At 60.0% G+C, this 23,264-nt stretch carries 21 protein-coding genes; 16 read left to right on the forward strand and 5 right to left on the reverse strand.

Annotation, left to right across the window (positions count from 1 at the left end):
• Positions 1-23 precede the first annotated feature (23 nt).
• The 13 genes from AC13RM_RS00260 (at position 24) to AC13RM_RS00320 (ending at position 12,605) form a co-directional block, all read left to right on the forward strand.
• Positions 24-1,376, forward strand: coding sequence for an ABC transporter substrate-binding protein (locus AC13RM_RS00260; protein WP_374823114.1), 1,353 nt, complete (start codon positions 24-26; stop codon positions 1,374-1,376).
• A 63-nt stretch (positions 1,377-1,439) separates the two neighbouring features.
• Positions 1,440-2,384, forward strand: a complete 945-nt coding sequence (locus AC13RM_RS00265; protein WP_374823117.1) for a carbohydrate ABC transporter permease — start codon at positions 1,440-1,442, stop codon at positions 2,382-2,384.
• On the forward strand, positions 2,374-3,222 hold the full coding sequence (locus AC13RM_RS00270) for a carbohydrate ABC transporter permease (protein WP_374823120.1): 849 nt from the start codon (positions 2,374-2,376) through the stop codon (positions 3,220-3,222). The genes AC13RM_RS00265 and AC13RM_RS00270 overlap by 11 nt, the downstream gene beginning before the upstream one ends.
• Before the next feature lie 28 nt (positions 3,223-3,250).
• Positions 3,251-4,447: a glycoside hydrolase family 172 protein gene (locus AC13RM_RS00275; protein WP_374823123.1), complete on the forward strand. Its 1,197-nt coding sequence runs from the start codon at positions 3,251-3,253 to the stop codon at positions 4,445-4,447.
• Between the two features lie 129 nt (positions 4,448-4,576).
• Positions 4,577-4,843 carry a type II toxin-antitoxin system Phd/YefM family antitoxin gene (locus AC13RM_RS00280; protein WP_113232242.1) on the forward strand — a complete coding sequence of 89 codons (267 nt, stop codon included), beginning with the start codon at positions 4,577-4,579 and terminating at the stop codon, positions 4,841-4,843.
• Entirely contained in the window at positions 4,840-5,283 is a 444-nt protein-coding gene (locus AC13RM_RS00285; protein WP_374823128.1) for a PIN domain-containing protein, read from the forward strand. The genes AC13RM_RS00280 and AC13RM_RS00285 overlap by 4 nt, the downstream gene beginning before the upstream one ends.
• A 262-nt stretch (positions 5,284-5,545) precedes the next feature.
• A complete protein-coding gene (locus AC13RM_RS00290; RefSeq protein WP_374823131.1) occupies positions 5,546-6,754 on the forward strand; it encodes a glycosyltransferase family 4 protein in 1,209 nt (402 codons plus the stop codon).
• 15 nt (positions 6,755-6,769) lie between these two features.
• A complete protein-coding gene (locus AC13RM_RS00295) occupies positions 6,770-7,759 on the forward strand; it encodes an NAD-dependent epimerase/dehydratase family protein (RefSeq protein WP_374823134.1) in 990 nt (329 codons plus the stop codon).
• A 214-nt stretch (positions 7,760-7,973) separates the two neighbouring features.
• Positions 7,974-8,927: an N-acetylglucosamine kinase gene (locus AC13RM_RS00300; RefSeq protein ID WP_113232238.1), complete on the forward strand. Its 954-nt coding sequence runs from the start codon at positions 7,974-7,976 to the stop codon at positions 8,925-8,927.
• The gene (locus tag AC13RM_RS00305; protein ID WP_113232237.1) at positions 8,924-9,790 is read left to right on the forward strand and encodes an amino acid ABC transporter permease; all 867 of its coding nucleotides are present in this window, start codon (positions 8,924-8,926) and stop codon (positions 9,788-9,790) included. The genes AC13RM_RS00300 and AC13RM_RS00305 overlap by 4 nt, the downstream gene beginning before the upstream one ends.
• Positions 9,787-10,575 (forward strand): amino acid ABC transporter ATP-binding protein, encoded by a 789-nt coding sequence (locus AC13RM_RS00310; RefSeq protein ID WP_374823139.1) that lies wholly within the window; start codon positions 9,787-9,789, stop codon positions 10,573-10,575. Before AC13RM_RS00305 ends, AC13RM_RS00310 begins: the two co-directional genes overlap by 4 nt.
• A gap of 63 nt (positions 10,576-10,638) precedes the next feature.
• Positions 10,639-11,529 carry an ABC transporter substrate-binding protein gene (locus AC13RM_RS00315; protein WP_374823143.1) on the forward strand — a complete coding sequence of 297 codons (891 nt, stop codon included), beginning with the start codon at positions 10,639-10,641 and terminating at the stop codon, positions 11,527-11,529.
• A 68-nt stretch (positions 11,530-11,597) separates the two neighbouring features.
• Complete coding sequence (locus AC13RM_RS00320) at positions 11,598-12,605, forward strand: SIS domain-containing protein (protein WP_374823146.1); 1,008 nt, start codon at positions 11,598-11,600, stop codon at positions 12,603-12,605.
• A 7-nt stretch (positions 12,606-12,612) separates the two neighbouring features.
• Here the strand turns inward: AC13RM_RS00320 and AC13RM_RS00325 are convergent, their stop codons facing one another.
• The 5 genes from AC13RM_RS00325 to AC13RM_RS00345 all read right to left on the reverse strand — a co-directional run bounded on the left by AC13RM_RS00325 (position 12,613) and on the right by AC13RM_RS00345 (position 17,692).
• Positions 12,613-13,716, reverse strand: coding sequence for an ROK family protein (locus AC13RM_RS00325; protein ID WP_488554417.1), 1,104 nt, complete (start codon positions 13,714-13,716; stop codon positions 12,613-12,615).
• 231 nt (positions 13,717-13,947) lie between these two features.
• A complete protein-coding gene (locus AC13RM_RS00330; protein ID WP_092717146.1) occupies positions 13,948-14,715 on the reverse strand; it encodes an SDR family NAD(P)-dependent oxidoreductase in 768 nt (255 codons plus the stop codon).
• Between the two features lie 150 nt (positions 14,716-14,865).
• On the reverse strand, positions 14,866-15,627 hold the full coding sequence (locus AC13RM_RS00335; RefSeq protein ID WP_374823153.1) for an ABC transporter ATP-binding protein: 762 nt from the start codon (positions 15,625-15,627) through the stop codon (positions 14,866-14,868).
• Positions 15,624-16,664, reverse strand: a complete 1,041-nt coding sequence (locus AC13RM_RS00340; RefSeq protein WP_374823156.1) for a FecCD family ABC transporter permease — start codon at positions 16,662-16,664, stop codon at positions 15,624-15,626. The genes AC13RM_RS00335 and AC13RM_RS00340 overlap by 4 nt, the downstream gene beginning before the upstream one ends.
• Positions 16,661-17,692, reverse strand: a complete 1,032-nt coding sequence (locus AC13RM_RS00345) for an ABC transporter substrate-binding protein (RefSeq protein WP_374823159.1) — start codon at positions 17,690-17,692, stop codon at positions 16,661-16,663. The genes AC13RM_RS00340 and AC13RM_RS00345 overlap by 4 nt, the downstream gene beginning before the upstream one ends.
• A 341-nt stretch (positions 17,693-18,033) precedes the next feature.
• Between AC13RM_RS00345 and AC13RM_RS00350 the strand changes: the two genes are divergently transcribed.
• The 3 genes from AC13RM_RS00350 (at position 18,034) to AC13RM_RS00360 (ending at position 23,243) form a co-directional block, all read left to right on the forward strand.
• Positions 18,034-18,507, forward strand: a complete 474-nt coding sequence (locus AC13RM_RS00350) for a VOC family protein (protein WP_374823162.1) — start codon at positions 18,034-18,036, stop codon at positions 18,505-18,507.
• 512 nt (positions 18,508-19,019) lie between these two features.
• Positions 19,020-20,153, forward strand: coding sequence for an efflux RND transporter periplasmic adaptor subunit (locus tag AC13RM_RS00355; protein WP_285176799.1), 1,134 nt, complete (start codon positions 19,020-19,022; stop codon positions 20,151-20,153).
• 9 nt (positions 20,154-20,162) lie between these two features.
• A complete protein-coding gene (locus AC13RM_RS00360; protein ID WP_374823166.1) occupies positions 20,163-23,243 on the forward strand; it encodes an efflux RND transporter permease subunit in 3,081 nt (1,026 codons plus the stop codon).
• The last annotated feature ends 21 nt before the right edge of the window (positions 23,244-23,264 follow it).

Below are 23,264 nucleotides of genomic sequence, written 5' to 3' on the forward strand. Positions count from 1 at the left end.
GTAACGCAAAATGGGAGGAAGTCATGACCGGTAAGGATAAGTTCATCACCCCCGCAACCCGTCGCAGCGTGCTCAAGGGCGGCGCGATCCTCGCCGCCGGCGCGGCTGCCGGGTTGAGCGGTTTTCCCTATATATCGCGTATGGCCGTCCGTGCGCAAAGCGCGCCATTGAAGTTCTGGCAGTTCTATGCGCCAGGCGGCCCGGTCCAGAGCCAGATCGACTGGTTCGAGAAGGCGGTCGCGGCTTGGAACGACAACCATCCGCAAAAGGTCGAACTCGAATATGTACCGAACGCGGAATATATCAACGGACCGAAGCTCGCGACCGCATTCGCCTCCGGCGAAGGGCCGGACATCTTCCTGATCTCGCCGGGCGATTTCCTGCGTTATTACAATGGCGGCGTCCTGCAGGACCTCACGCCCCATATCGATGCCAAGGAGGATTTTCCGGAGAGTGTGATCGCCAACCGCATGGTCGATGGCAAGATCTACGGCATTCCGATGGAAGTCGAGCCGATGGCGATGTACTATTCGATCAAGGCTTTTGAAGAGGCGAAGCTGAACGAGAACGACGTTCCGAAGACCTGGGACGATCTGCTGGAACTCGCGAAGAAGCTGACGACGCCGAAGCGTTTCGGCGTGCTGTTCGAGACCCAGCCGGGCTACTATCAGAATTTCACCTGGTATCCTTTCCTCTGGCAGGGCGGCGGCGAATTTCAGGGCAAGGACGGCAAGAGCGCGTTCGATTCTCCCGCCACGGTGCAGGCTCTGAAGTTCTGGCAGGATGCCGTCAATTCGGGAGCGGCACCCCGCCAGGTCATGGGCAGCGGCGCGAACGACACGGTCGCGAACCTCGCATCGGGTTACTGTGCCATCCAGAATGTCGGCATCTGGGGCATCTCGCAATTGCAGAGTAATGCGAAGGATTTCAAATATGGCGTCTTCCGCCTGCCGACACCGCCAAACGGCAAATACGTGACAGTCGGTGGCGGCTGGGCCTTCGTCGCCAATGCCAAGAGCAAGAACCCGGACGCAGCCGCGCAGTTCTGCGCCTGGGCGCTGGCTTCCAAGGACAAAGGTTCCGTACAGCGCGTCGCTGACTGGTGCACCAAGGGCAAGTCGGACATGCCACCGCGCGAAAGCGCGCTTGCGGCCGGCGGAGATGCTTTCAAGACCGGCATGATCGGCAAATTCGCCTCCGATGTCTATCCGGGCGCCCGCGCCGAACCGCGTGTGCCGCCGGAGGTCTACAAGATCATCTCCGATGCGATCCAGCAGACGCAGCTCGGAGGCGCCGACCCTCAAGCGACGGCAACCTCGGCCTCGCAGCAGCTCGACGCGTTCCTTGGTTCCTATAGCGGCGCGCCGATCCTTTAAGAAGAAACGTCGGCCGCTGCGGCAATCAGCCCAAGCGGCCGTCTCTCTTTCCGGGACGAGATCATGACGACAATTGCAGATGTGACGACAAGCCATGCGAATGGCGGACGCAAAGGCCTTTCCGCCCGGCATCGAGAGTGGATCGCGGGCTACCTCTTCGTGCTGCCCGATGCACTCGGCCTCTTCCTGTTTCTCGGCGTGCCGATGCTTCTTTCGCTCGTGCTGAGCGTCTACGAAGTCAACGGCTTCGGCGGCTACAATTTCGTCGGCGCCAAGAATTATATCCGCATGTGGCATGATCCCCTGTTCTGGAAAGGGGCGAGAGTAACCGCCCTTTATGCCGTCATGCTCGTGCCGTCGCTCTATGTCACGGGCCTGGGGCTGGCGCTTCTCGTACTGCAGACCAATCGCTTCAATGCGGTCGTCCGTTCGATGTTCTTTGCACCGAATATGGTGAGCCTCGTCGTCGTCGCGCTTGTCTGGCAATTCATGGTGATCGACAAGATCGGCGTCGTTGGTCAGACCATGGCGAACCTCGGTCTTCCCGCTATTTCATTTCTCGGCGATCCGAATTTCGCTTTGATCACCGTCGTGCTTGTCAGTGTCTGGTTCCTGATGGGCTTCTATATGCTGATCTTCCTGGGTGGCCTGCAGGACATACCGAAGGAGTATTATGAGGCGGCGATGATCGATGGTGCCGGCCCTGTCAAGCGCTTCCGCTACATCACGCTGCCGCTGCTGAAACCCACGAGTTTCTTCGTTGTCATGGTCTCGATGGTTGCCGCCGTTGCCGGTGCCCAGGCCTTCGATATCATTTATGTGATGACCAAGGGTGGTCCGGCCAATTCGACGGCGGTGCTGATCGTCTACATCTATCAGCAGGCCTTTTCCTTCGGTGCCTTCGGTTATGCGGCCGCAATGTCGTCGATCCTGGTTGCCGCGCTCATGGCCGTCACCGCGATTTTCTTTGCCGTCACGCGCGGAGGACGTTTCGATCATGCGGAATGATGCTTCCAATGCCTATTTCGCGCGATCGCAGGTCACGCTGGTCCGCTGTCTGTGGATGCTGATATCAGCGACCCTGGCACTGATGACGCTGTTTCCGCTGCTCTGGATGGTCTCGATCGCCTTCAAGCCGGCAACCGAATCCTTCTCCTCATCGCTGATACCGGAAGCACCGACGCTCGACAATTTCATCTATGTGCTGACCGGCATTCCCTTCATCCGCTACATGCTCAACAGCTTCTTCGTCTCGGCGACGGTGACGATCGTCGCGCTGTTCTTCCATACCATGGCGGGTTATGCGCTGGCGCGTCTGCGCTTTCCCGGGCGCGAGATCATCTTCCTTGCGATCTTCTCGACCTTTCTCGTTTCGCTGCCGGTCGTGATCGTGCCGCTTTTCATCATCGTCAAGGCGATGGGCATGATCAATTCCTATGCGGGGCTCATCATTCCCGCGATCTTCAATGCCTTCGGCATCTTCCTGTTGCGGCAATATTATCTTTCATTGCCGCGCGAGATCGAGGAGGCAGCGGTGATCGACGGCGCCGGCTATTGGCGCATCTATTGGAGCGTCATTCTGCCCTTGAGCCGGCCGATCATGTCGGCGCTCGCTATTCTGTTCTTCCTCGCCAACTGGAATTCCTTCCTCTGGCCGTTGACGATTACCTCCAATCCGAACCTCTGGATGGTGCAGGTCGGCATCGCCAACTTCAAAAGCCAGTATTCGGCATCCTGGAACTACATGATGGCTGCCTCCACCATCGTCGCCATTCCTACTCTCATCCTCTTCGTGATTTTCCAGCGGCAGATCATGGATTCGCTGAAGACCAGCGGCCTGAAATAGCCGCCTTCATTCAAGACAGGAGACACTTATGAGCAATCTCGGCCTTTCACCCCTGCGCGGGCTTGCGAAGCTGCGCGAAGCAAGAACGCGCCGCTTTTCGAGCTATGATCGCACCGGTGGCAACGACGATCGCTTCCATATCGAGCCGGGAAAGACGGAGGTGATCGCCGAGCACTCGGGCGCCGGCATTATCACCCATATCTGGGCAACGCTTGCCTGCGAGAGCGAGAATTTCCTGCGCAAGATCGTGTTGCGCGCCTATTGGGATGGCGAGACGGAGCCGAGCGTCGAAGCGCCGATTGGCGATTTCTTCGGCATGGGCCATGGCCGCACGGCAAACTACGCCAGCCTGCCGATGCAGGCGAGCCCTGAGGACGGCAAGGCGTTCAACTGCTACTTTCCCATGCCCTTCGGCTCGCACATGACGCTGACGGTGACGAACGAAGCCGAACACGACCTGCTGTTCTACTACTATGTCGATCTCGAGCTTCATCAGACGCTTGAAGAGGACATGGGACGTTTCCACGCGCAGTATCGCCAGTCGCAGCCCCAGGGCATGAGCGATACGGGTCTCACCAACGAGGAATATCTCTTCGGCGGCGAGAATGTCGACGGCAAAGAGAATTATACGATCCTGGAGGCAGAGGGCCGCGGTCATTATGTCGGCGTTCTCTACAGTGTCTATTCCCGCCGCCGTTCCGAGGTATGGGACTGGTACGGCGAAGGCGACGACATGATCTTCATCGACGGCGAGCAGGGGCTTTCCGTGCCTGATACCGTGCGCAAGCCCGATCCGCGCATCGGGCCGAAGGCAGCGCTGATCGAACCTCGGCCGGAATCTGCGCCTGGTGCCAATGACGCCTGGCCGCCGACGCTGCACGGCACCGGCACGGAGGATTATTTCAATACGGCGTGGTGCCCGACACAGGAATATAGCGCGCCCTATCATGGCATCATCGCCGCCGGTGGTCCGAACTGGACCGAGCCCGTCACGCTCTACCGCTGGCATATTGAAGATCCGGCGATCTTCCAGAAAAGCATCCGGGTGACGATCGAGCACGGCCACGCCAACCGCCGTTCAGACGATATTTCCTCGGTCGCCTTTTGGTATCAGGCCGAGCCACACAAGCCGTTCGGCGCGTTTCCTTCTGTTGCCGAGCGCGTGCCCACCTTTCGCCGTCCGTTCAAGGAAATGGAGATAGCGGTCAAGAAGGCGAGGGGATGAGTGGCGGGTTTCTTTGCTCCGCGTCGATGGCAGCGATGTGAACGTCACGGCAACCCATGTTCCTCGCCTTGATTTTATACAAATACGCTCCTAAAAGTAGTCATAAGTAACCTCTTTTAGGAGCTTACCATGACAACGATCAGCTTAAAGGATGCCAAGGCATCGTTCTCTCATATCGTCGATCAGGCTGCGGCCGGCGAGTTCGTGACGATTACGCGCCACGGGCGTGCTGCCGCCGTCGTTGTCAGTGTGGGGGTGGCCGAGGCGGCAAGAAAGGCGATTCGGAGCGGCCGGCCGAGCCTGGTACAGTACCTGAAGACTTTTCCGGCCGATTTCGATCCTACCGACGATGTTTTCTCAAGAAATCCTGCTCCCTCTCGTGAGGTCGATTTGTGAGCTTTCTTCTCGACACCAACGCGATCTCCATGTTCGCCCCGTCCAAGGCAAGTGCATCGAACACTTTTGCCGAATGGGTGGATGAACAGGATCGACGAGACGCAATCTATCTTTCCGCGTTGACTATCCACGAGATCGAAAAGGGCATTCGGTTGTTGGAGGCAAAAGGTGCGAAGGCAAAGGCAGCGGGGATTCATACCTGGCTACAAGGGCTAATTGCCGGGTATGGTGATCACATCCTGCCCGTCGACAAGGATGTTGCGCTTGAATCCGGGAGGCTGGAGGCGAAAGCGGTCATCGCCGGGCATAATCCAGGCGCGGCAGATGCAGTCATCGCAGGAACGGCAAGTATCCATAAGCTCATCGTGATTACAGCCAGTCTCAAACACTTCCTGCCGTTTGACATTCCCGTCCAATCGCCGGACCAAATCGCGCGCTAATGCTCCGGTTTGAATAGAGCGCCCTGGTGGTTGCGCAAACAGCAAGCTGGAGCACATGGCTTTGGTAAGCATGCGCTACCGGCATTTCCCCCTCCTGCATCGATGAGACCCTGTGGATTCAACCTGAAAGCGGGATGCTTTCGTGCGAATGGATGAATTGAAAAGCTGATGTGTTAGGGCGCTTTATGTATCGGGCGCGAAACGTAAGAGGACGGTTTCTTTCGCCGCGCCCGGTTAATGCCATAGGCGAGTTGCTGTTCTCATGCGTCTCATACTTGTCAATGATGTTTCGACCGTTCGCGGTGGCGCAACCAAGGTGGCGCTGCAATGTCTTGAGGCAAGCAGAGATGCCGGGCTGACATGCGCCATACTGGTCGGCGATGATGGCGAAGGTCTCAAGCCGCGCTTTGCCGGTATCCGGACGGTTGCCTTGGGCGAGCGTGCCCTTCGAGAGGGGCCGGCGACCGCCGATATCCTTGCGAAGAACTACAATCGGCGGGCTTATGAGGCGATGGAAGGCCTGCTTCGGGAATCGGATGAGGAAACCGTTGTCCATGTGCATGGCTGGTCACAGATCCTCTCGCCCTCGATTTTCTATGCGCTTGCCAGGCATCGGGTCAAAGTCATCGTCACGGCGCATGATTTCTTCCTGACCTGCCCGAATGGCGGCCTTATCAATTTCCGCAGCGGCGAGGTTTGTGACATCAAGCCGCTATCTCTCGTCTGTCTGACGACCAATTGCGACAAGCGCAGTTATCTCCATAAGCTTTGGCGCTTCCGTCGCACCCTGACACAGCAGGGAGTCGGCGAGGGATTTTGGAGCCGGGTGGGCATCGTCCTGGCGCATGAGAGCATGGAAGCGTTTCTGCGCACCGGCCCCTTCCAGCATTTCACGACACTGCGCACGCCGACGCAGCCATTGACGCCGGCGCCTGTCGAGGCGTGGCGCAACCGCCGCACTGTTTTCCTCGGCCGCATGTGCTGGGAAAAGGGGGTTCATACACTGGCGGATGCGCTCAACAAGACGGGCAGGACGGCAACGCTGATCGGGCGCGGGCCATTGCTTGCCGAGATGCAGCGGCTGTTGCCGCATTGCTATGTGCCTGGCTGGCTAAGCGACGAGGAGGTGACCGAGATCGCCGGCACAGCGCGCGTTTTCGTCATGCCGTCGCGCATGCCCGAGCCTTATGGCCTGGTCGCCGCCGAAGCATTGATGTCCGGCATTCCGGTCATCGTCAGCAGCAATGCGCTGATTGCGACGGAGGTCGAGGAGAATGGCGCCGGTCTGATATTCGATAGCGGCGATGCGGATTCGCTGGCCGAGAAATTGATGGCGACGGATGACGACCGATTGATGCGGCGGCTGAGCGAAGGGGCGCTGGCCCTTGGCCGCCGCATCGCGCCGAGCAGAGCGGAATGGGGGCGCCGCATGGTGGATATCTATCTGGGACGGAGCGATTTTTCTGCATAGTGGTTGGGGGAGACGATGGCACGCGCATTGGTGACTGGTGGTTGCGGTTTCGTGGGCCGGCATCTTGTCCGGCGACTTCTTGCCGAGGGCTTGGATATCGTTTGCGTCGATTCACTGGTCGCGGGAACGGGCGCGCTGCATCCGGAACTGTGGCAGCGGCTTCAGCGTTCCCGCTTCACCTTTTGGGAAGAGGATTGCCGGACGTTCTTCGCACGGCCTCCCGAGCATTTCGACTATGTCTTCCATCTTGCCGCGCTCGTTGGCGGTCGCTTGACGCTCGAGACGCGCGCGCTCGACGTTGCCGAGGATCTGGCAGTCGATGCGGAACTGTGGCAGTGGGCATCACGCGCCAAACCCGGTTCAGTCATATTCTTCAGTTCCAGTGCGGCCTATCCGGTGTCGTTGCAGACTATCGCCAATCATCGGCTGCTGTCGGAGGAGATGATCAATTTCGACGCCGCCGTCGGTGTTCCCGATCTCAGCTATGGCTGGGCAAAATTGACCGGCGAATATCTGATGAAACTCTATGTCGAACGCTATGGCCGGCGGGCCATCGCCTACAGGCCGTTCAGCGGCTATGGCGAGGATCAGGATCTTGCCTATCCTTTCCCGGCGATCTGCCGTCGCTTGCTTGCGGAAAAGGGTGCGCCGGAAGTCTTCGTCTGGGGCTCGGGCCATCAGTGTCGGGACTTTATCCACATCTCGGACTGCATCGACTTCATCTGGCAGACGAGGGAGCTGCTTCCCGACGGGGCAAGCCTCAATCTATCGACCGGCACCGCGACTTCCTTCATCGCGTTGGCCGAGGCGATCAGTCGGCAGATTGGCTGGCAGCCGGCCGTCACCGGGCGATCGAACCACCCGGAAGGTGTCTTTTACCGCTGCGGCGACACGGCCCTGCAACGCTCCTACGGACTGACCCCCTCGGTCGGTCTGGAGGAGGGGATTGCACGGACGCTCGCATATCTTCAGGCCGAGCGGGCGTCATACGCGCTCGCCATGTAACCCATCACCAAACATACCTGTCGCGTCCCGTCGATGAGGTCCGAGGCCGACCGGCTCCGCCCATCTGAATTCGGCGACCCTGCTGCAATCGTTCAGGTCATGAGTTGGCGCGGGTCAATTCAGTATCGAGATCATCCACAGATCCGAGAGTACGAAATAATGCTTGCGCGTCTCCTATAATTAGGTAAGTTACCTAACAAATGGATTGGGACGCATGATTGCTGGAATTGATATTGGCGGAACCAAAACGCAGCTTATCGCCGAGATGAATGGCGAGACGGTCGGCGAAAGGACCGTCCACACAGCCGAATGGCGCGCTCGCGTCGACCATGATGTGGATGCGCAAGCCCTCGTTTCGCTGCTTGTCGCAACGACCGCAGCGGCACCGAAGATCACGGTCGTCGGCGCGCATGGCTGCGATAGCGACGAGGATCGGCTTGCGCTGCAAACAAGGCTTGCCCGGCACTTGCCCGGCGCCGTGCTCGTTCTCAACGACTCCGAGCTGTTGCTGCCGGCGGCGGGCAAGTCGAGCGGCATTTCCGTTATCAGCGGCACCGGTTCGATTGCGGTCTCGCGCGACGCTGCGCGCAGGATGATCGCATCCGGCGGCTGGGGTTGGTATCTGGGCGACGAAGGAAGTGCGAGCGGTCTTGTGCGGGAAGCAGCCCGAACAATCCGCTTTGCGCTTGACCAGGGACAACCGCTTGATCTTCTTGGTCGCAACCTCATCGAAGCGCTCGGCATATCGTCGCCGATCGAGATTGGGCGGGCGTTGGGCGAGATCGGATCGGCAGCCGGCATTGGCCGGCTCGCACCCTTGGTATTCGACGCAGCGAATGCAGGTTCGCGATATGCCGACAAGGTCATCACGGAGGCGGGTGCCTCACTTGCCGTGCTCACAGCGCAATTGCTGGAACGCGGCGCGCCGCGTGGCGATGTCGTCACTGGCGGCGGCGTCATTGCCCGTCAGCCGCGGCTTCTCGCGGCTTTCAAGACCGCCCTCGGCGACCGTCTGCCTGATCTGACGCTGACCCTTCTCAACGAGGCGCCGGTGGCGGGGGCGATGGTGCTCGCCCGCAAGCTCAGCCGTGGTGACCTGCCGGCCACCTTGCCGCCGCCGCATATCGACGGCGAGTTGAAAACTGCCGATGATTGGAGAGCCGCATGACCTCCCAAAAAATCATTCCCGCACGAAACTGGGGGCAGCGCGTGATCGCGGTCGTGCTGATCGCTGTCGTCGTATTGCTGGTGTTCATGGTCGCCACCAGCCGCCACATCGCCTGGTCGGCCATACCTCAATATATCTTCGACGAGACGATCCTGGATGGGATCAAGCTGACTATCCTGTTCACCGTCTTGTCGATGATCATCAGCATCGTTGCCGGTGCCATCCTTGCCACGATGCGGCTCGCGTCCAATCCGGTGCTGTCCGGTTTCGCAAGCCTCTATATCTGGTTCTTCCGCGGCACGCCGCTGCTGGTCCAGATCATCTTCTGGTTCAATATCCAGCTTTTCATTCCGAGCATCGATATCGGTTCCATCCACATCGACACCAATTCGATCGTCACGGCTTTCGTCGCAGCGCTTCTTGCCCTCAGCCTCAATGAGGCGGCCTATATGGCGGAGATCATTCGGGGCGGACTGCTCGCTGTCGATAGCGGCCAAAATGAAGCCGCCAAGGCGCTCGGTTATACGCCCGCCCAATCGATGCTGCGCATCATCTTTCCCCAGGCGCTACGCGTCATCATCCCGCCGATCGGCAATCAGACGATCTCGATGCTGAAGACGACCTCGCTCGTTTCCGTCGTCGCAGCCCAGGACCTGCTGACGCGCGCGCAGAATATCTACGCCCGGAACTTCCTGATCATCGAACTGCTGATCGTTGCCAGCATCTGGTACCTCGTGATGACCACGATCGCCTCCGCGATCCAGCTCGTCATCGAAAGCCGGCTTGGAAAATCCACGAACCAGGCGCCCGGCCTCCTGCAAGGCGCCCTGCGCCTCATGGGCGCGGAAGGGAGAAACGGATGAGTGCTCCTGCAACATCGTCCTCGGCAAGAGCCCTCGTCCAGGCGATCGACGTCCACAAATCCTTCGGTTCGCTGGAAGTGCTGAAGGGCATCAATCTCTCCGTCGACAAGGGCGAGGTCGTCTGCCTGCTCGGTCCCTCGGGAAGTGGGAAATCGACCTTCCTCAGATGCATCAACCACCTGGAACGAATGACAGCGGGCCGCATTCTCGTCGACGGCCAGTTGATCGGCTATCACGAGCGGGGCGATGCCTTGCATGAGATGAGCGGCAAGGAGCTTGCCGTGCAGCGCCGCGACATCGGCATGGTGTTCCAGCGCTTCAATCTTTTCGCCCATCAGGACGTGCTGACGAACATTTCGCAGCCGCCGATGCTCAATCGCGGAAAGTCGCGCGAGGAGGCGGTAGCTAGAGCACGAGAGCTCCTGAAGATGGTGGATCTCGAAGGCCGCGGCAGCGCCTATCCTTATCAGCTCTCCGGCGGGCAGCAACAGCGCGTAGCGATCGCCCGGGCGCTGGCGATGAACCCGAAGCTGATGCTCTTCGACGAGCCGACATCCGCACTCGATCCCGAACTCGTTGGCGAGGTGCTGAACGTGATGCGCAAACTCGCGGCGGACGGAATGACGATGATCGTGGTGACGCACGAACTCTCCTTCGCCCGCGATGTCGCCGATCGAATCGTATTCATGGATCAGGGCGTCGTCGTCGAGGAAGGGCCGGCGCGCGACGTGCTCGACAATCCGCAACAGGAAAGAACGCAGGCGTTTTTGAGACGGATGCACTGACTGGCAGGCACCGCAATGAGGCCGCACGTCCTTCACGTGCACCAGGAAAAAAGGGGAATGACAATGACAGGGAAGATCAAACTGACAATCGCCTTCGCCTTGGCGACGATGCTCGCAACTCCCACGGCCTGGGCCGCGGGCGTCGACCAGAAACTGCACGCCATGCTGCCCGAAAAGATCCAGGCTTCGGGAGAGATCAAGGTGGGCACGGAACCGCAGACACCGCCTTACGATTTCTACGGCGAGGACAACAAGACGATTATCGGCCTCGAACGCGAGCTTCGCGACGAAATGGGTGCCCGTCTCGGCGTGAAATTTACCGACGTGCCGGCGCAGTTCGCCAGCATCATTCCCGGCATCCAAGCCGGCCGTTTCGATATGGGCATGTCCGCCTTCGGCGATTTTGCCGAGCGCGAGAAGATCGTCGATGTCGTCAACTACATGCTCGAGGGCACCAGCATCATCGTGCTGGAAGGCAACCCGAAGAGCGTGCACAAGCTGAAGGACGCCTGTGGGCTCAATGCCGGCGCGGTCCAGGGCTCGATCCCGCTTCAGCTCCTCGACAAGCAGAAGACGCTCTGCCCGGCCGATAAGCCGCTCAACGTCATGCAGTTCCCGTCGAACGACCAGATCAAGATCGCCTTGCAGAGCGGTCGCGTCGATCTCTCCATGGACACGACGGGGGTAGCGGCCTACAGCCTCCAGCATCAGCCGGCGGGTAACAAGAAGCTGGAACTTGTCACGGGCGCGCAATACGCCGTCGGCTACCAGGCAATGCTCGTCGGCAAGGACGATCCGAAGCTGCGCGATGCGTTGGCGGCCACCATGCAGTCGATGATCGACGATGGCTCCTATGCCAAGATTTTCGAGAAATGGGGCCTTGGCGAAAACAAGCTCGACAAGGTTACCATCAACGATGCCGCGCGATTTGCCGACTACATGAAGCTGGATTGAGATCGGCCAAACCTCGGGCGGCCGTTATTTGCGCGGCCGCCTTTCCTTACAAAGATACGGGAATGATCATGACAGACAGAGTGCCTTACCGCGAAGCGATCGCATTGCAGCCCGCTGCCCTCAACACCTGCTTCAGTGCCGTCTCCAGGCGGCTGGAAACGCTCGACCTGGAGCCGGTAAGGCGTGGACCGACGGTCCTCGTCGGGATCGGTGCCAGCCTCTATGCGGCCGTCGTCGCCGCGGCGCAGATGCGCACGCAGGGCCGGCGCGCCTTCGCCCTGGCGGGTACCGATCTCTATGACCCATCGGTCGATGCCGGCGAGGCCTATATCGCCTTTTCCGCCTCCGGCCGCAGCGAAGAGCCGGCGCGCGCGATGGAACTGCGTCCCAACGCCCATTCCTACGGTATCGCCAAGGCGGACGGCACGCCGATTTCGCGGGTCGTGAAGCATATGATCGCAACCGAGAGCGGCGCGGATAGCGGCCCGAACACGACAAGTTATCTCGGATCGCTGCTGACTGCGGCCTTGCTCATTGATACGGCCGGTCGCCCGTCCGGCACGAATTGGCAAGAGCTTTCAGGTCGCGCCGAGGCTGTATTGACCGAAACGCGCGCTCAGGCCGACAAGGCCGCCAAGTTGCTGGCCGGCAAGACGTCAATCGACTGCGTTGGCGCGGGCACGGCTCTCGGCACGGCCGGCTATGCCGCGCTCCTGATCCGCGAAGCCGCACGCGTCGCTGCCCAGGACTGGGATACGCTGAACTTTCTCCATGGGCCGATGGAGCCGAACGACAGGGATAGTGGCGTGCTGTTGTTCGGTAATGGCCGCGAGGTGAAGCTGGCGCAGGATCTCGCCGGCTTCGGTATTCCCTCGGTTCTCGTCACCGCGCGGACCGATATCGCGGATGCCGACAACCTCGTCGTCATCCATGTGCCAACCTTCTCCGAAGGCATCGGCGATGCCATTCTGCAGGCTATTCCCGCACAGTTGCTGATTGCGACGCTCTCGGAGGATGCCGGCCTGCCGGTCTGCGAGTTCCGCTACCGCCAGACCGATACCAAGCGCGACATCTGAGCCTTGCTCAGATGCTGATTTGGTTGACGGCGAGCGCGCTCGGATAGAGGAAGGCAGTCTTGCCTTCCTCTCCCAAAAGCCTCGCCATTGCAAAGTCGATGGCGAGGCGCACGGCGCCAAGAACGGTTGCCTGGTTCGATAGCTGGCCATTGACGACTTCCACCGGCCAGCACAATTCCTTCACGATATCCCTCACACCTGGCAGCAATTGCGGGTTTTGCCCGACGCCGCCGCCAAGCACGATCAGTTGCGGATCGAGCACGCTGACGCAGGCGGCAGCGAGGTTTCCGACATCGCGGGCATGCTGCTCGACAATGGCGCGCGCCGTCGGAGATTGTTCCACGCGGGCAAAAAGTTCGCTGGCACTCTTCGGTGGGGCGCCCTCACCGGCGGGCCATTTTGCTGCGGCGCGCTCTAGGAGGGCTGCAGATCCCATATAGGTTTCCACCTGTTGCCATTTCGGCCGTTCGTGTTCCGACCATGGAAAGGGCAGGTGGCCGATTTCGCCGGCGCCACCCTTGAAGCCCCGGAAAAGCCTGCCGTCCAGCACGATGCCCATGCCGGTCTTCACGCCGATCTGCATGTAGATTACGAAGGAATACTGCTTCGCCGATCCTTCGTGATATTCGGCAAGGGCAGCGCAGTTGACGTTGTTTTCAAGCAATACAGGCGCGCCGTAGGTGGCTTGCAAATGCTCCAGAACGGGTGTCAAGGTCTCGCGGCCGAACATTCGCTCCAGCGACGCGGAAATGATGTTCGGCAGGGCGATCGCGATTGCGCGCAACGGCGTCGATCGCGTTTCGAACTGGGAAAGCAACCTTGCGACAACATCTTCTATCAGAAGAAATCGCTCATCGGCGGATTTGTCGACAAGCGGCATTTCGACGGTTCCGAGTGTGGTGCCGTCGAGGCCGCGGGCAATGGCGTTGATATGGGTCGTGCCGCAATCGACGCCGATGACGAAGCCCGCCTTTGGCCCTAGGCCGTAGGTGACGGAGGTTCGTCCGACCGAGCCGCGATTGATGCCGGCCGGCGCGAGCAGGTCGTGCCGTTCAAGTTCGCTGACGGCCGCCGACATGGTGGGTTTCGAAAACATCAGCGACGCGCTCAATTGCGGTCTCGTCGCAGGGCCGCTGCTTGCGATGGTTCGCAGCACTGCCCGCGCACTCTCCGTCAGCGGCGGCGCCTCAATTCCGGTCTGTTGCCAAGCTGTACTCAAAGGACACCCGGGGCAGTGAAGTCATTCGTAAAGCTCCCTTACCATCGGAGTTACGAAATTGACAGCCATATCCTATTGAAAAATATCAATTTGCTCGGATGATCGCATGCGGATGCTTTTCTGTCAGATGGCGGTAAAGCCGTTGTCGACGAACAGGTGGATGCCGTTGACGAAGTTGGACTCGTCGGAGGCTAGATAGAGGGCGGCGCGGGCCACATCCTCGGGCTCGCCGATGCGCCCTTGCTGGGCCGCGATTGCCGCATCCGAGACATCGACGCCGAGAGCCTGCAGCTCGGCGACCTCGCGCAGTCCGTGCGGCGTGCGGATGAAGCCGGGGCAGACGGCGTTGCAGCGGATATTGCGATCGCGGAACTCGACTGCGATGGCGCGGGCAAACATATGCACCGCCCCCTTCGTCGTGTCATAGAGCACTTCCATCGGGGTTGCCGCAACGGCAGAAATCGACGAAGTGCAGACGATGGAACCGCCGCCGGCAGCGATCATGCCCGGCAGCACCGCCTTGGTCATGAGGAACATCGAGCGGACATTGACGCCGTGCAGCCACTCCCATTCCTCGAGCGTCGTTTCGAGGAACGGCTTGATGACGATGGTGCCGGCATGGTTGAAGAGCACGGTCACGGCGCCAAAGCGGCCCTCGATGTCCTTGACCGCGGCATTGACGGCCGCTTCATCCGAAACATCGGCAACCCAATGGTCGGCGATGCCGCCGGCATCGCGGATTTCGCGCACGGTCTCAGCCGCCGCATCGCCATTTCTGTCGATGATCGCGACCTTCGCGCCTTCGGCCGCAAACAGGCGCGAGGCCGCACCGCCCATGCCAGTGGCGCCGCCCGAAATGATTGCGATCTTGCCCTTGAGCCTGTCTGTCATGTCTTCCCCCATCCGCCGCATGCCAAAGACCGGCCTTGCGATCTTTTGCCGATGCCCTTCAAAATCCTCGAGCCTGTCGAGCTTATCGCGAAAGATGCGCTCCGTTCCATGGCGAGGCAAGGGCAATCAGGGGGCCGATTCCGGATGATCTCATCGTAGATAGTGGATATGCGGCCGGGAGTGGTGAGGAGAGGTTTCGACCCTTGCCTCGACAGCAAAGACGTTTCTCAGCAGATCTTCGGTCAATACGCCTTCCGGAGTGCCGGAGGCGACTATCCTGCCTTGCTGCATGACAATCAATTGATCGCAGAACATGGCGGCGTGATTGAGATCGTGAAGAGCGATGATGCTGGTGACCGGCAGGCCGGCGACTAGCCGCATCAGGCTGATCTGATGCTGGATATCGAGGTGGTTGGTCGGCTCGTCGAGGATCAGTTCCTTCGGCGCCTGTGCGAGGGCTCGCGCGATCTGGGCACGCTGCTTTTCGCCACCCGACAGGCTCTGCCATCGGTCGTTGCGCTTCTCTCTCATGCCGGCGCGTGCGAGAGCATCTTCGACCGCCTCGTCATCTGCCGACGTCCAGCCGGAAAACATCGATCGGTGCGGAAACCGGCCGAGCTTTGCGACATCGATGACCTTGAGATTGGCGTTGGTGGTGCTGTGCTGCTCGACGAAGGCGACGCGCCTTGCGATCGAACGGCGGGACATCCGCTGCAGATCCTTCTGTTCGAGCGTGATGCGACCGGAATTCGGCCGTTTCAAGCCGGCAAGCAGACGTAGGAGCGAGGTCTTGCCGGAGCCGTTCGGTCCAAGCAGGCCGAGCATTTTACCCGCGGGCGCCTCGAACGAGACGCCGTCGAGGACGGTCTTCGCGCCGATTTTCCAGGTGATGTTGTCGGCCTTGATGCTCATGATGCGCGCTGGAACCGGTAGAGAATAATGGAGAAGAAGGGAACGCCCACCAGCGCCGTGACCACGCCGATCGGCAGAACCTGCTGCGGAATGAGCGCGCGCGAGGCGATATCCGCCAGCACCATGAAGATCGCTCCGACAATGGCGCAGGCCGGCAGCAGCCGGATGTGTAGCGGACCGACGAAGAAGCGGGCCGCATGCGGCACGACGAGACCGACGAAGCCGATCGATCCGACCATGCTGACGATCGTCGCAGTCATCATCGCAGTCAGCGCGAAGAGCCAGATCCGCGCCTGCCCGACATTGACGCCGAGAGACGAGGCGGCCTCATCACCAAAGGCGAACGCATCCAGCACGCGCGCATAGAGCAGACAGACCGCGAGTCCGAAACCGACAATGGTCGCAACCAGCATGAATTCCGGCCAGCGGACGCCACCGAAACTGCCGAGCAGCCAGAACATCACATCCCGCGCCTGCTGTGCGTTTCCCGATGTCGTCACGATATAAGATGTCGCAGCGTTGAACAGCTGGGAGGCGGCAACACCGGCAAGGATCGTGCGGTCGGCGCCGCCTCGCGTGCCGTTTGAAAGCAGAGCGACGAAAAAGAAGGCCGCGAATGCGCCGGCAAAGGCACCAGCCGAAAGGGAAATCGCTCCGGCACCGATGTTGAGTATGACGATAGCGACCGCGCCGGTCGAAGCGCCCGCCGAGATGCCGAGCACATAGGGTTCGGCAAGAGGGTTGCGAAGGAGCGACTGCATGATCGCGCCTGAGAGCGCCAGGCCCGCTCCGCAGAAAGCGGCCACGAGCGCTCGGCTGAGGCGATAGTCCCAGATCACCGTTTCGTGGATGCGGTTAAGTTCGATCCCCGTCCATCCCAGCCTGTTGGTGATGGCGTAGAAGGTCGTTGAAAGCGGGATCGGCAGGTCGCCGATGCCGACGCTGACACCGATCGTCAGGCTGATCGCCGCGAGAGAGGCAAAAAGCAGCAGGCCGATGATGGCCAGCTGCCTCAGGGTTCGATATGTGTCGGTCACTTCAGAAGACCAAGCGCCTTGAGCTGCTGGGCGACCTGCTCGGCGCCATAGATCGTCCGGATGGTCGGGTTCATGGCCTGGCCGTCCATGACGACGATCGCCTTGTTCTTGACCGCGGCTAGCTGGCTGACGGCGGGATCTGTGGTGAGGAACTTGATCTTGGCTTCCGGCTTGTCGAGTTCCCAGCGATTGCGATCGAGGCTGGCAACGACGATGACATCGGGGTTGGCGGCGATGATGCTCTCCCAGCCGAGTGTCGGCCATTCCGCTTCAGTGGTAATGGCATTGCGGCCGCCAAGCAGGTCGGCGATATAACCCGAGGGGCTGTTTTTGCCGCCGACATAGGCATCCGCGGATGGCGATGGGCTGGAGAACCAGAAGACATAGGAGAGCTTCTTGCCATCCTTCGGCGCATTTGCGCGCAGTGCCTCTTCCCGCTTTTTGAAATCCGCGATCAGCGCCTGGCCCTTGTCGCGGACATCGAAAATCTGCGAGAGTTCGTCGATTTCCTGGTAGAGCGTGCTCATGTTCCAGATCTGGCTACGGGCGGCATTGCCATATTTGTCTTGAGAGGCGCCTTGGGCCGGGCAGATACTGGGGGAAACATAGGTGGGAATATTGAGCTTTTCGAAGTCCTCGCGCTTTGCCACCTTGCTGCTCGGTCCCATCAGGGTCGGTAGTGCGGCGGTGACAAAATCGGGATTTTCGGAGAGGATCGATTCAAAGGTCGGGAACTCGACCGTCAGCAGCTTGACCTTGGAATTGGCTTCCGCAAGCTGCGGCAGAACCTTGTTGGGCCAGAAGGCGGTGCCGACCATTTTGTTTTCGAGGCCAAGCAGTAGAAGAATTTCGGCGCTGTTCTGTCCGAGCCCTACCGCCCGTTCCGGAGCCTTCTGGAACGTGACCTTGGTGCCGCAATTGTCGATGGTCAACGGATAGCTGGTGGAGGCGGCGGAAGCTGCCGTTGCGGCAAAGCCGAGCGCCGCGCAAAGAGCTGAAATGGTCAAAACTGATTTCAATATGGTCACGAATATATCCCGGTGGCTATTGTCAGCGCGATCGGACGAAAGCGCCCGCGCGATATAGCCTTGTCACTCGGTCAAAAACAAGAGAAAAAAAGTCATATTTCTCTACGCCAAAAGCCTCTTGTCAGGCGATGTCTGGGGCAAGCATGTTGTACAAAGGCATGTAGCGGTTTCGCGGCATTGACATGCGCAAAAGACGATTTTGAAGTCGCGATGCGGTTTGACCGGCATCCGAAGGGCAGACGCCGGTCATTGCACGCCGAAATGGCGACGAAGAGGGTGGCGAAATGCGATCTCGCGCCTATTTCAGCAATTGGGAAACGGAGAGCAGGAGGATCAGAGTAATGGCGAAGAACACAATTTGCTTGTGGTACGACAAGGATGCAGAAGCCGCGGCCAACTTTTATGTCGAGACTTTTCCCGATAGCGCCATGGGTGCCGTCATCCGCGCGCCGGGAAACTACCCGGAAGGCAAGCAGGGCGACGTGCTGGTCGTCGAGTTTACGGTCGCGGGTGTTTCTTGCGTCGGCTTGAATGGCGGTCCGGTGTTCAAGCACAATGAAGCCTTTTCGTTTCAGATCTACACCGAAGACCAGGAAGAGACGGATCGCTATTGGAACGCCATTGTCGGCAATGGCGGCCTGGAAAGCGAATGCGGCTGGTGCAAGGATAGATGGGGCGTATCCTGGCAGATCACGCCGCGTGTTCTGATGGAAGCGCTGCGCGAGGGCGGCGATCCGGCAAAGCGGGCTTTCGACGCGATGATGACCATGAGGAAGATCGATGTGGCCGCGATCGAAGCGGCTCGGCGTGGCTGAGGACTGAAACGGCTTGCCCGGCGCGCATTCCCATCCCAAGGTCGCCGATGCCATGGTGATTTGGGATGGCTGTCGTGCGCGGGGCCATGATTGCTTTTATTCAAGACTCCATTAAATATGCATTCTCGCATATGAAATCGGCTGTTGTGGATCGGATAATAACAACTTATCCTTGATCGAATGCAGAGGCAGGCCAATGGCGGTTGACTGGTGAGGTTTGCAGAGTATGGCCGCACGGAACGCCGCCAGCTGGAATCATTGCAAGGTCACCGCCGTCCTCAGCGGGCGACGTGCACGATCGCGTTATGAACGCCTTGGCCAAGGAATTTGGCTGATCGAACCTGCTAGTCCCCACAAAAGTCGCTTTCCACGCAAAGATTGGCCGCAGGCTGCCATGTGCTTGCGACTGCCTCGGTGCGGGCGGGTTTCTGATAGAATTGCCGTTAAATCCCGTTGCGCCGACACCGATAGAATTTCTCCCGACCTGTTCCCGAAGAGTAGAGCTGACACTCATGATAAAACGCATGATCATCATGCTGATCGTCATAGGCCTGATCCTTGGCGGGATCTTCGGCTTCCAGGCATTCAAGAACCGCATGATTGCGGCCTACCTGGCTAATCTCAAGTCGCCACCGCAGACCGTCTCGACAATCACCGCGGCAATGAGCCCGTGGCAGACGACGCTGCAGTCGATCGGCAGCTTCAATGCCGTCGAAGGCGCCAATCTTTCGGCGCAGGTCCAGGGTATCGTCCAGAAGATCGGCTTCGAGGATGGTCAGGACGTCAAGAAGGGCGATCTCATCGTGCAGCTGCTTGCCGATCAGCAGATCGCGACGCTGGAACAATACAAGGCGACGATGGCGAATGCGCAGATCGCCTATGATCGCGATTCCAGGTTGATCAAGGCGAACACCATCGCGCAAAGCCAAGTCGATAGCGATCTGGCGACGTGGAAGGCGGCGCAGGCGCAGGTCGCGTCACAGCAGGCGTTGATCGATCAATATTCGATCCGCGCGCCCTTCGATGGCCATCTCGGCATCAGGCTGGTCAGCCTCGGCCAATATCTATCGGCGGGAACCGCCGTCGTGACCTTGCAATCGCTCGATCCGATCCAGTTCGATTTTTCGATGCCGCAACAGGCTCTGTCGCAACTGAAGGTCGGCCAAACGGTAACGGCGACGGTCGATGCCTACGGCAACCAGACTTTCGACGGCAAGATCACGGCGATCAGCCCTCTCGTCGATACACAGAGCCGCAACATCACCATTCGGGCAACCTTCCCCAATCCTGACCGCAAGCTGTTGCCCGGCATGTTCGGCAATATAACGGTGGTGGTCGGGGAGCCGAAGGATTATATCTCCCTGCCTCAGACCGCCGTCACCATCAATCCCTACGGCAATGTCGTCTATGTGGTGACTGACAAGGGCAATGGCGCGGACGGAAAGCCGCAGCTCGTCGCCAATCAGAAGTTCGTCAGCACCGGGCAGGCGCGGGGTGATCAGATCTCCGTGACCAAGGGCTTGAATGCGGGTGAAGTGGTGGTCACGTCAGGCCAGCTGAAACTCAACAACGGCTCGCCCGTCATCATCAACAACGAGGTGCAGCCGTCGAACGATCCTAATGCGAACCCGGCAAACCCCAACTGAGGTGTGGCGATGAATATCACCGATATCTTCATCAAGCGCCCCGTTCTTGCTCTCGTGGTCAGCGCGCTGATTATCGTGATCGGCTACCAGTCGTTCCGTTCGCTCACCGTGCGGCAGTATCCGCAGACCCAGAATGCCGTCGTCACGGTGACGACCACCTATCCCGGTGCGGCGCCCGACGTCATCGCCGGCTTCATCACGACGCCGCTTGAAAACGCCATCGCGCAGGCCAACGGCATTGATTACATGACCTCGACGAGCACCAGCGGCACGTCGACGATCACGGTAAATCTCCGGCTCAACTACAGTGCCGATGCGGCGATGACCGAAATCAACGCCAAGGTATCCTCCGTTCTCAACCAGCTGCCCACGGGCACGCAGCAGCCGATCATGACGGTTTCCATCGGCCAGTCGATCGATGCCATGTATATCGGCTTCCGCAGCGACGTTCTGGCCAGCAACCAGATCACCGATTATCTGACGCGCGTGGTCCAGCCGAAATTGCAGGCGGTCAACGGCGTTCAGACGGCCGAAATCCTCGGCGCGCGAACCTTTGCCTTGAGAGCCTGGCTGCAGCCGGACAAGCTTGCCGCCTATGGCCTGTCGGCCGGCGATGTCTGGACCGCGCTCAGCGCCAACAACTACATCTCCGGCATCGGCACCACGCGCGGCCAGATGACTCAGACGGTGTTGACGGCGCAGACCGACCTGCATTCAGCGGATGAATTCAAGGAAATGGTGGTCAAGCAGATCGGCAGCACGATCGTGCGGCTGAAGGATGTCGCGACCGTTGCCCTCGGATCCCAGAACCCCGACGTCCAGATCGGTTTCGATGGGCAAGACGGCGTGTTCATGGGTATCCAGATCGCCCCGACGGCCAACCTGCTCGACGTGATCGCCGGCGTGCGCGCAGTGTTTCCGAGTATTCAGGAGCAATTGCCGCAGGGGCTCGAAGGCTACATCGTCTATGATTCCAGCACCTTCGTTACCACCTCCATCGATGAGGTCGTAAAGAGCCTAGTCGAGGCTCTTGTGATCGTCATTTTCGTGGTCTTCGCCTTTCTCGGTTCGCCACGATCGGTCGCCATTCCCGTCGTCGCCATACCTCTGTCGCTGGTCGGCACTTTCGCGATGATGCTGATCTTCGGCTTCTCGATCAATCTTCTGACGCTGCTTGCCCTGGTTCTGGCGATCGGCCTCGTCGTCGACGATGCCATCATCGTGGTGGAGAACGTCAACCGTCACATCGAAGAGGGATCGACGCCCATGCGGGCGGCGCTCGATGCGGCGCATGAACTGGTGGGGCCGATCCTGGCCATGACGGTGGTGCTGATCGCCGTTTACGTGCCGATCGGTTTCCAGGGCGGCTTGACGGGCGCATTGTTCACGGAGTTCGCCTTCACGCTGGTCGGCGCCGTTACCGTGTCCATGATCATCGCGCTGACGCTGACGCCGATGATGTGCTCGCGCATCCTGAAGCCGCATTTGACCGATCGCAGCGGCTGGGAAGAGCGTATCTCCGACTTCATCGACCGCCGCTTTTCGGAAATCCATCGGCCCTATGTGCGCATGCTGCACGGCAGCCTGAACACCGTGCCGGTGGCGTTGGTCTTTGCCGTGATCGTGCTCGGCAGCATTTATTTCCTCTATACCAGCGCCAAGACCGAGCTGGCTCCCAACGAAGACCAGGGCTTCCTGGCAGCCCAGGTGACGAACCCTCCCAATGCAACGCTTCAACAGAAGCTGCTCAATTCCAACCAGGTCACCAAGATCTTCCGCAGTTTCCCCGAAACCGACAAGACCCTGCAGGTCGAGGTGCCGGGCACGTCCTTCGAGGGCATGGTGCTGAAGCCCTGGGACCAGCGCACGAGAACGGCGGACCAGCTGCAGCCACTGGTGCAGGCAGATCTGGCAAAGATCGCCGGCGGACAGTCCGTGGTCTTCCAGATACCGCCGCTGCCCGGCGCCAGCGGTCTGCCCGTGCAGTTCGCCATCGGCAGCACCAGCGGCTTCGAACAGCTCAACGAGGTTTCCACCGCCTTCCTGCAGGAAGCACAGAAGTCAGGCGAGTTCATCTTCCTGACGAAGGATCTTTACGTCGATAATCCGCAATATTCGATCCAGATCGACCGCAGCAAGGCTTCGGCTCTCGGCTTGTCCATGAACAATGTCGGTTCGGCGCTCGCCTCCATGCTGGGCGGTGGCTATGTCAACTACTTCAGTATCGACAACCGCTCGTATCAGGTCATTCCACAGGTCGAGCAGCGGTCGCGCCAGACCATCGACCAGATCATGAACTATCCGATCGCAAACGTGAACGGCAACAAGATCCCGCTTTCGGCGATCGCGACGGCGAAACTCCAGGCGACGCCACGCTCGGTTGCGCACTTCCAGCAATTGAATTCGGCCACCATCTCCGGCGTGCCGGCACCGGGCGTGGCGGTAGGCGATGCGCTGAATACGCTCAAGTCGATTGCAGCGCGGACATTGCCGCAAGGCTACTCAGTCGACTACGGCGGACAGTCGCGTCAATATGTGCAGGAATCGAGCGGCATGGCGACCACTTTCGCGCTCGCCCTGATCATCGTGTTCCTGGCGCTTTCGGCGCAGTTCAACAGCTTCCGAGACCCGTTCATCATCCTCGTGTCCGTGCCGATGTCGATCGCAGGCGCGCTCGCCTTCATCAGCCTCGGCATCGGCGGCGCGTCGATGAACATCTATACGCAGGTGGGATTGGTGACGCTGATGGGGCTGATCAGCAAGCACGGCATTCTGATCGTCGAGGTAGCGAACACGCTGCAGGCCGAAGGAAAGACCAAGCGCGAAGCGATCGAAGGCGCTTGCGCCATCCGCTTGCGGCCGATCCTGATGACGACGGGCGCCATGGTTCTCGGCGTCGTGCCGCTGATCCTGGCGACCGGAGCAGGGGCTGTCGCCCGCTTCAACATGGGCCTCGTGATTGCCGCCGGTCTTGCCATCGGAACGCTGTTCACGCTCTTCGTCGTGCCGGCGGTCTATATGCTGCTCGCAGCCGATCATCACAAGAAGGATGCACCCGAGGCAGAAGCAGAGCCGGCTCCCGCGCACTGAGTGCGCCGGCCGGCGGGCCGC

The sequence above is a fragment of the Martinezella sp. CNPSo 3732 genome (assembly GCF_057784515.1).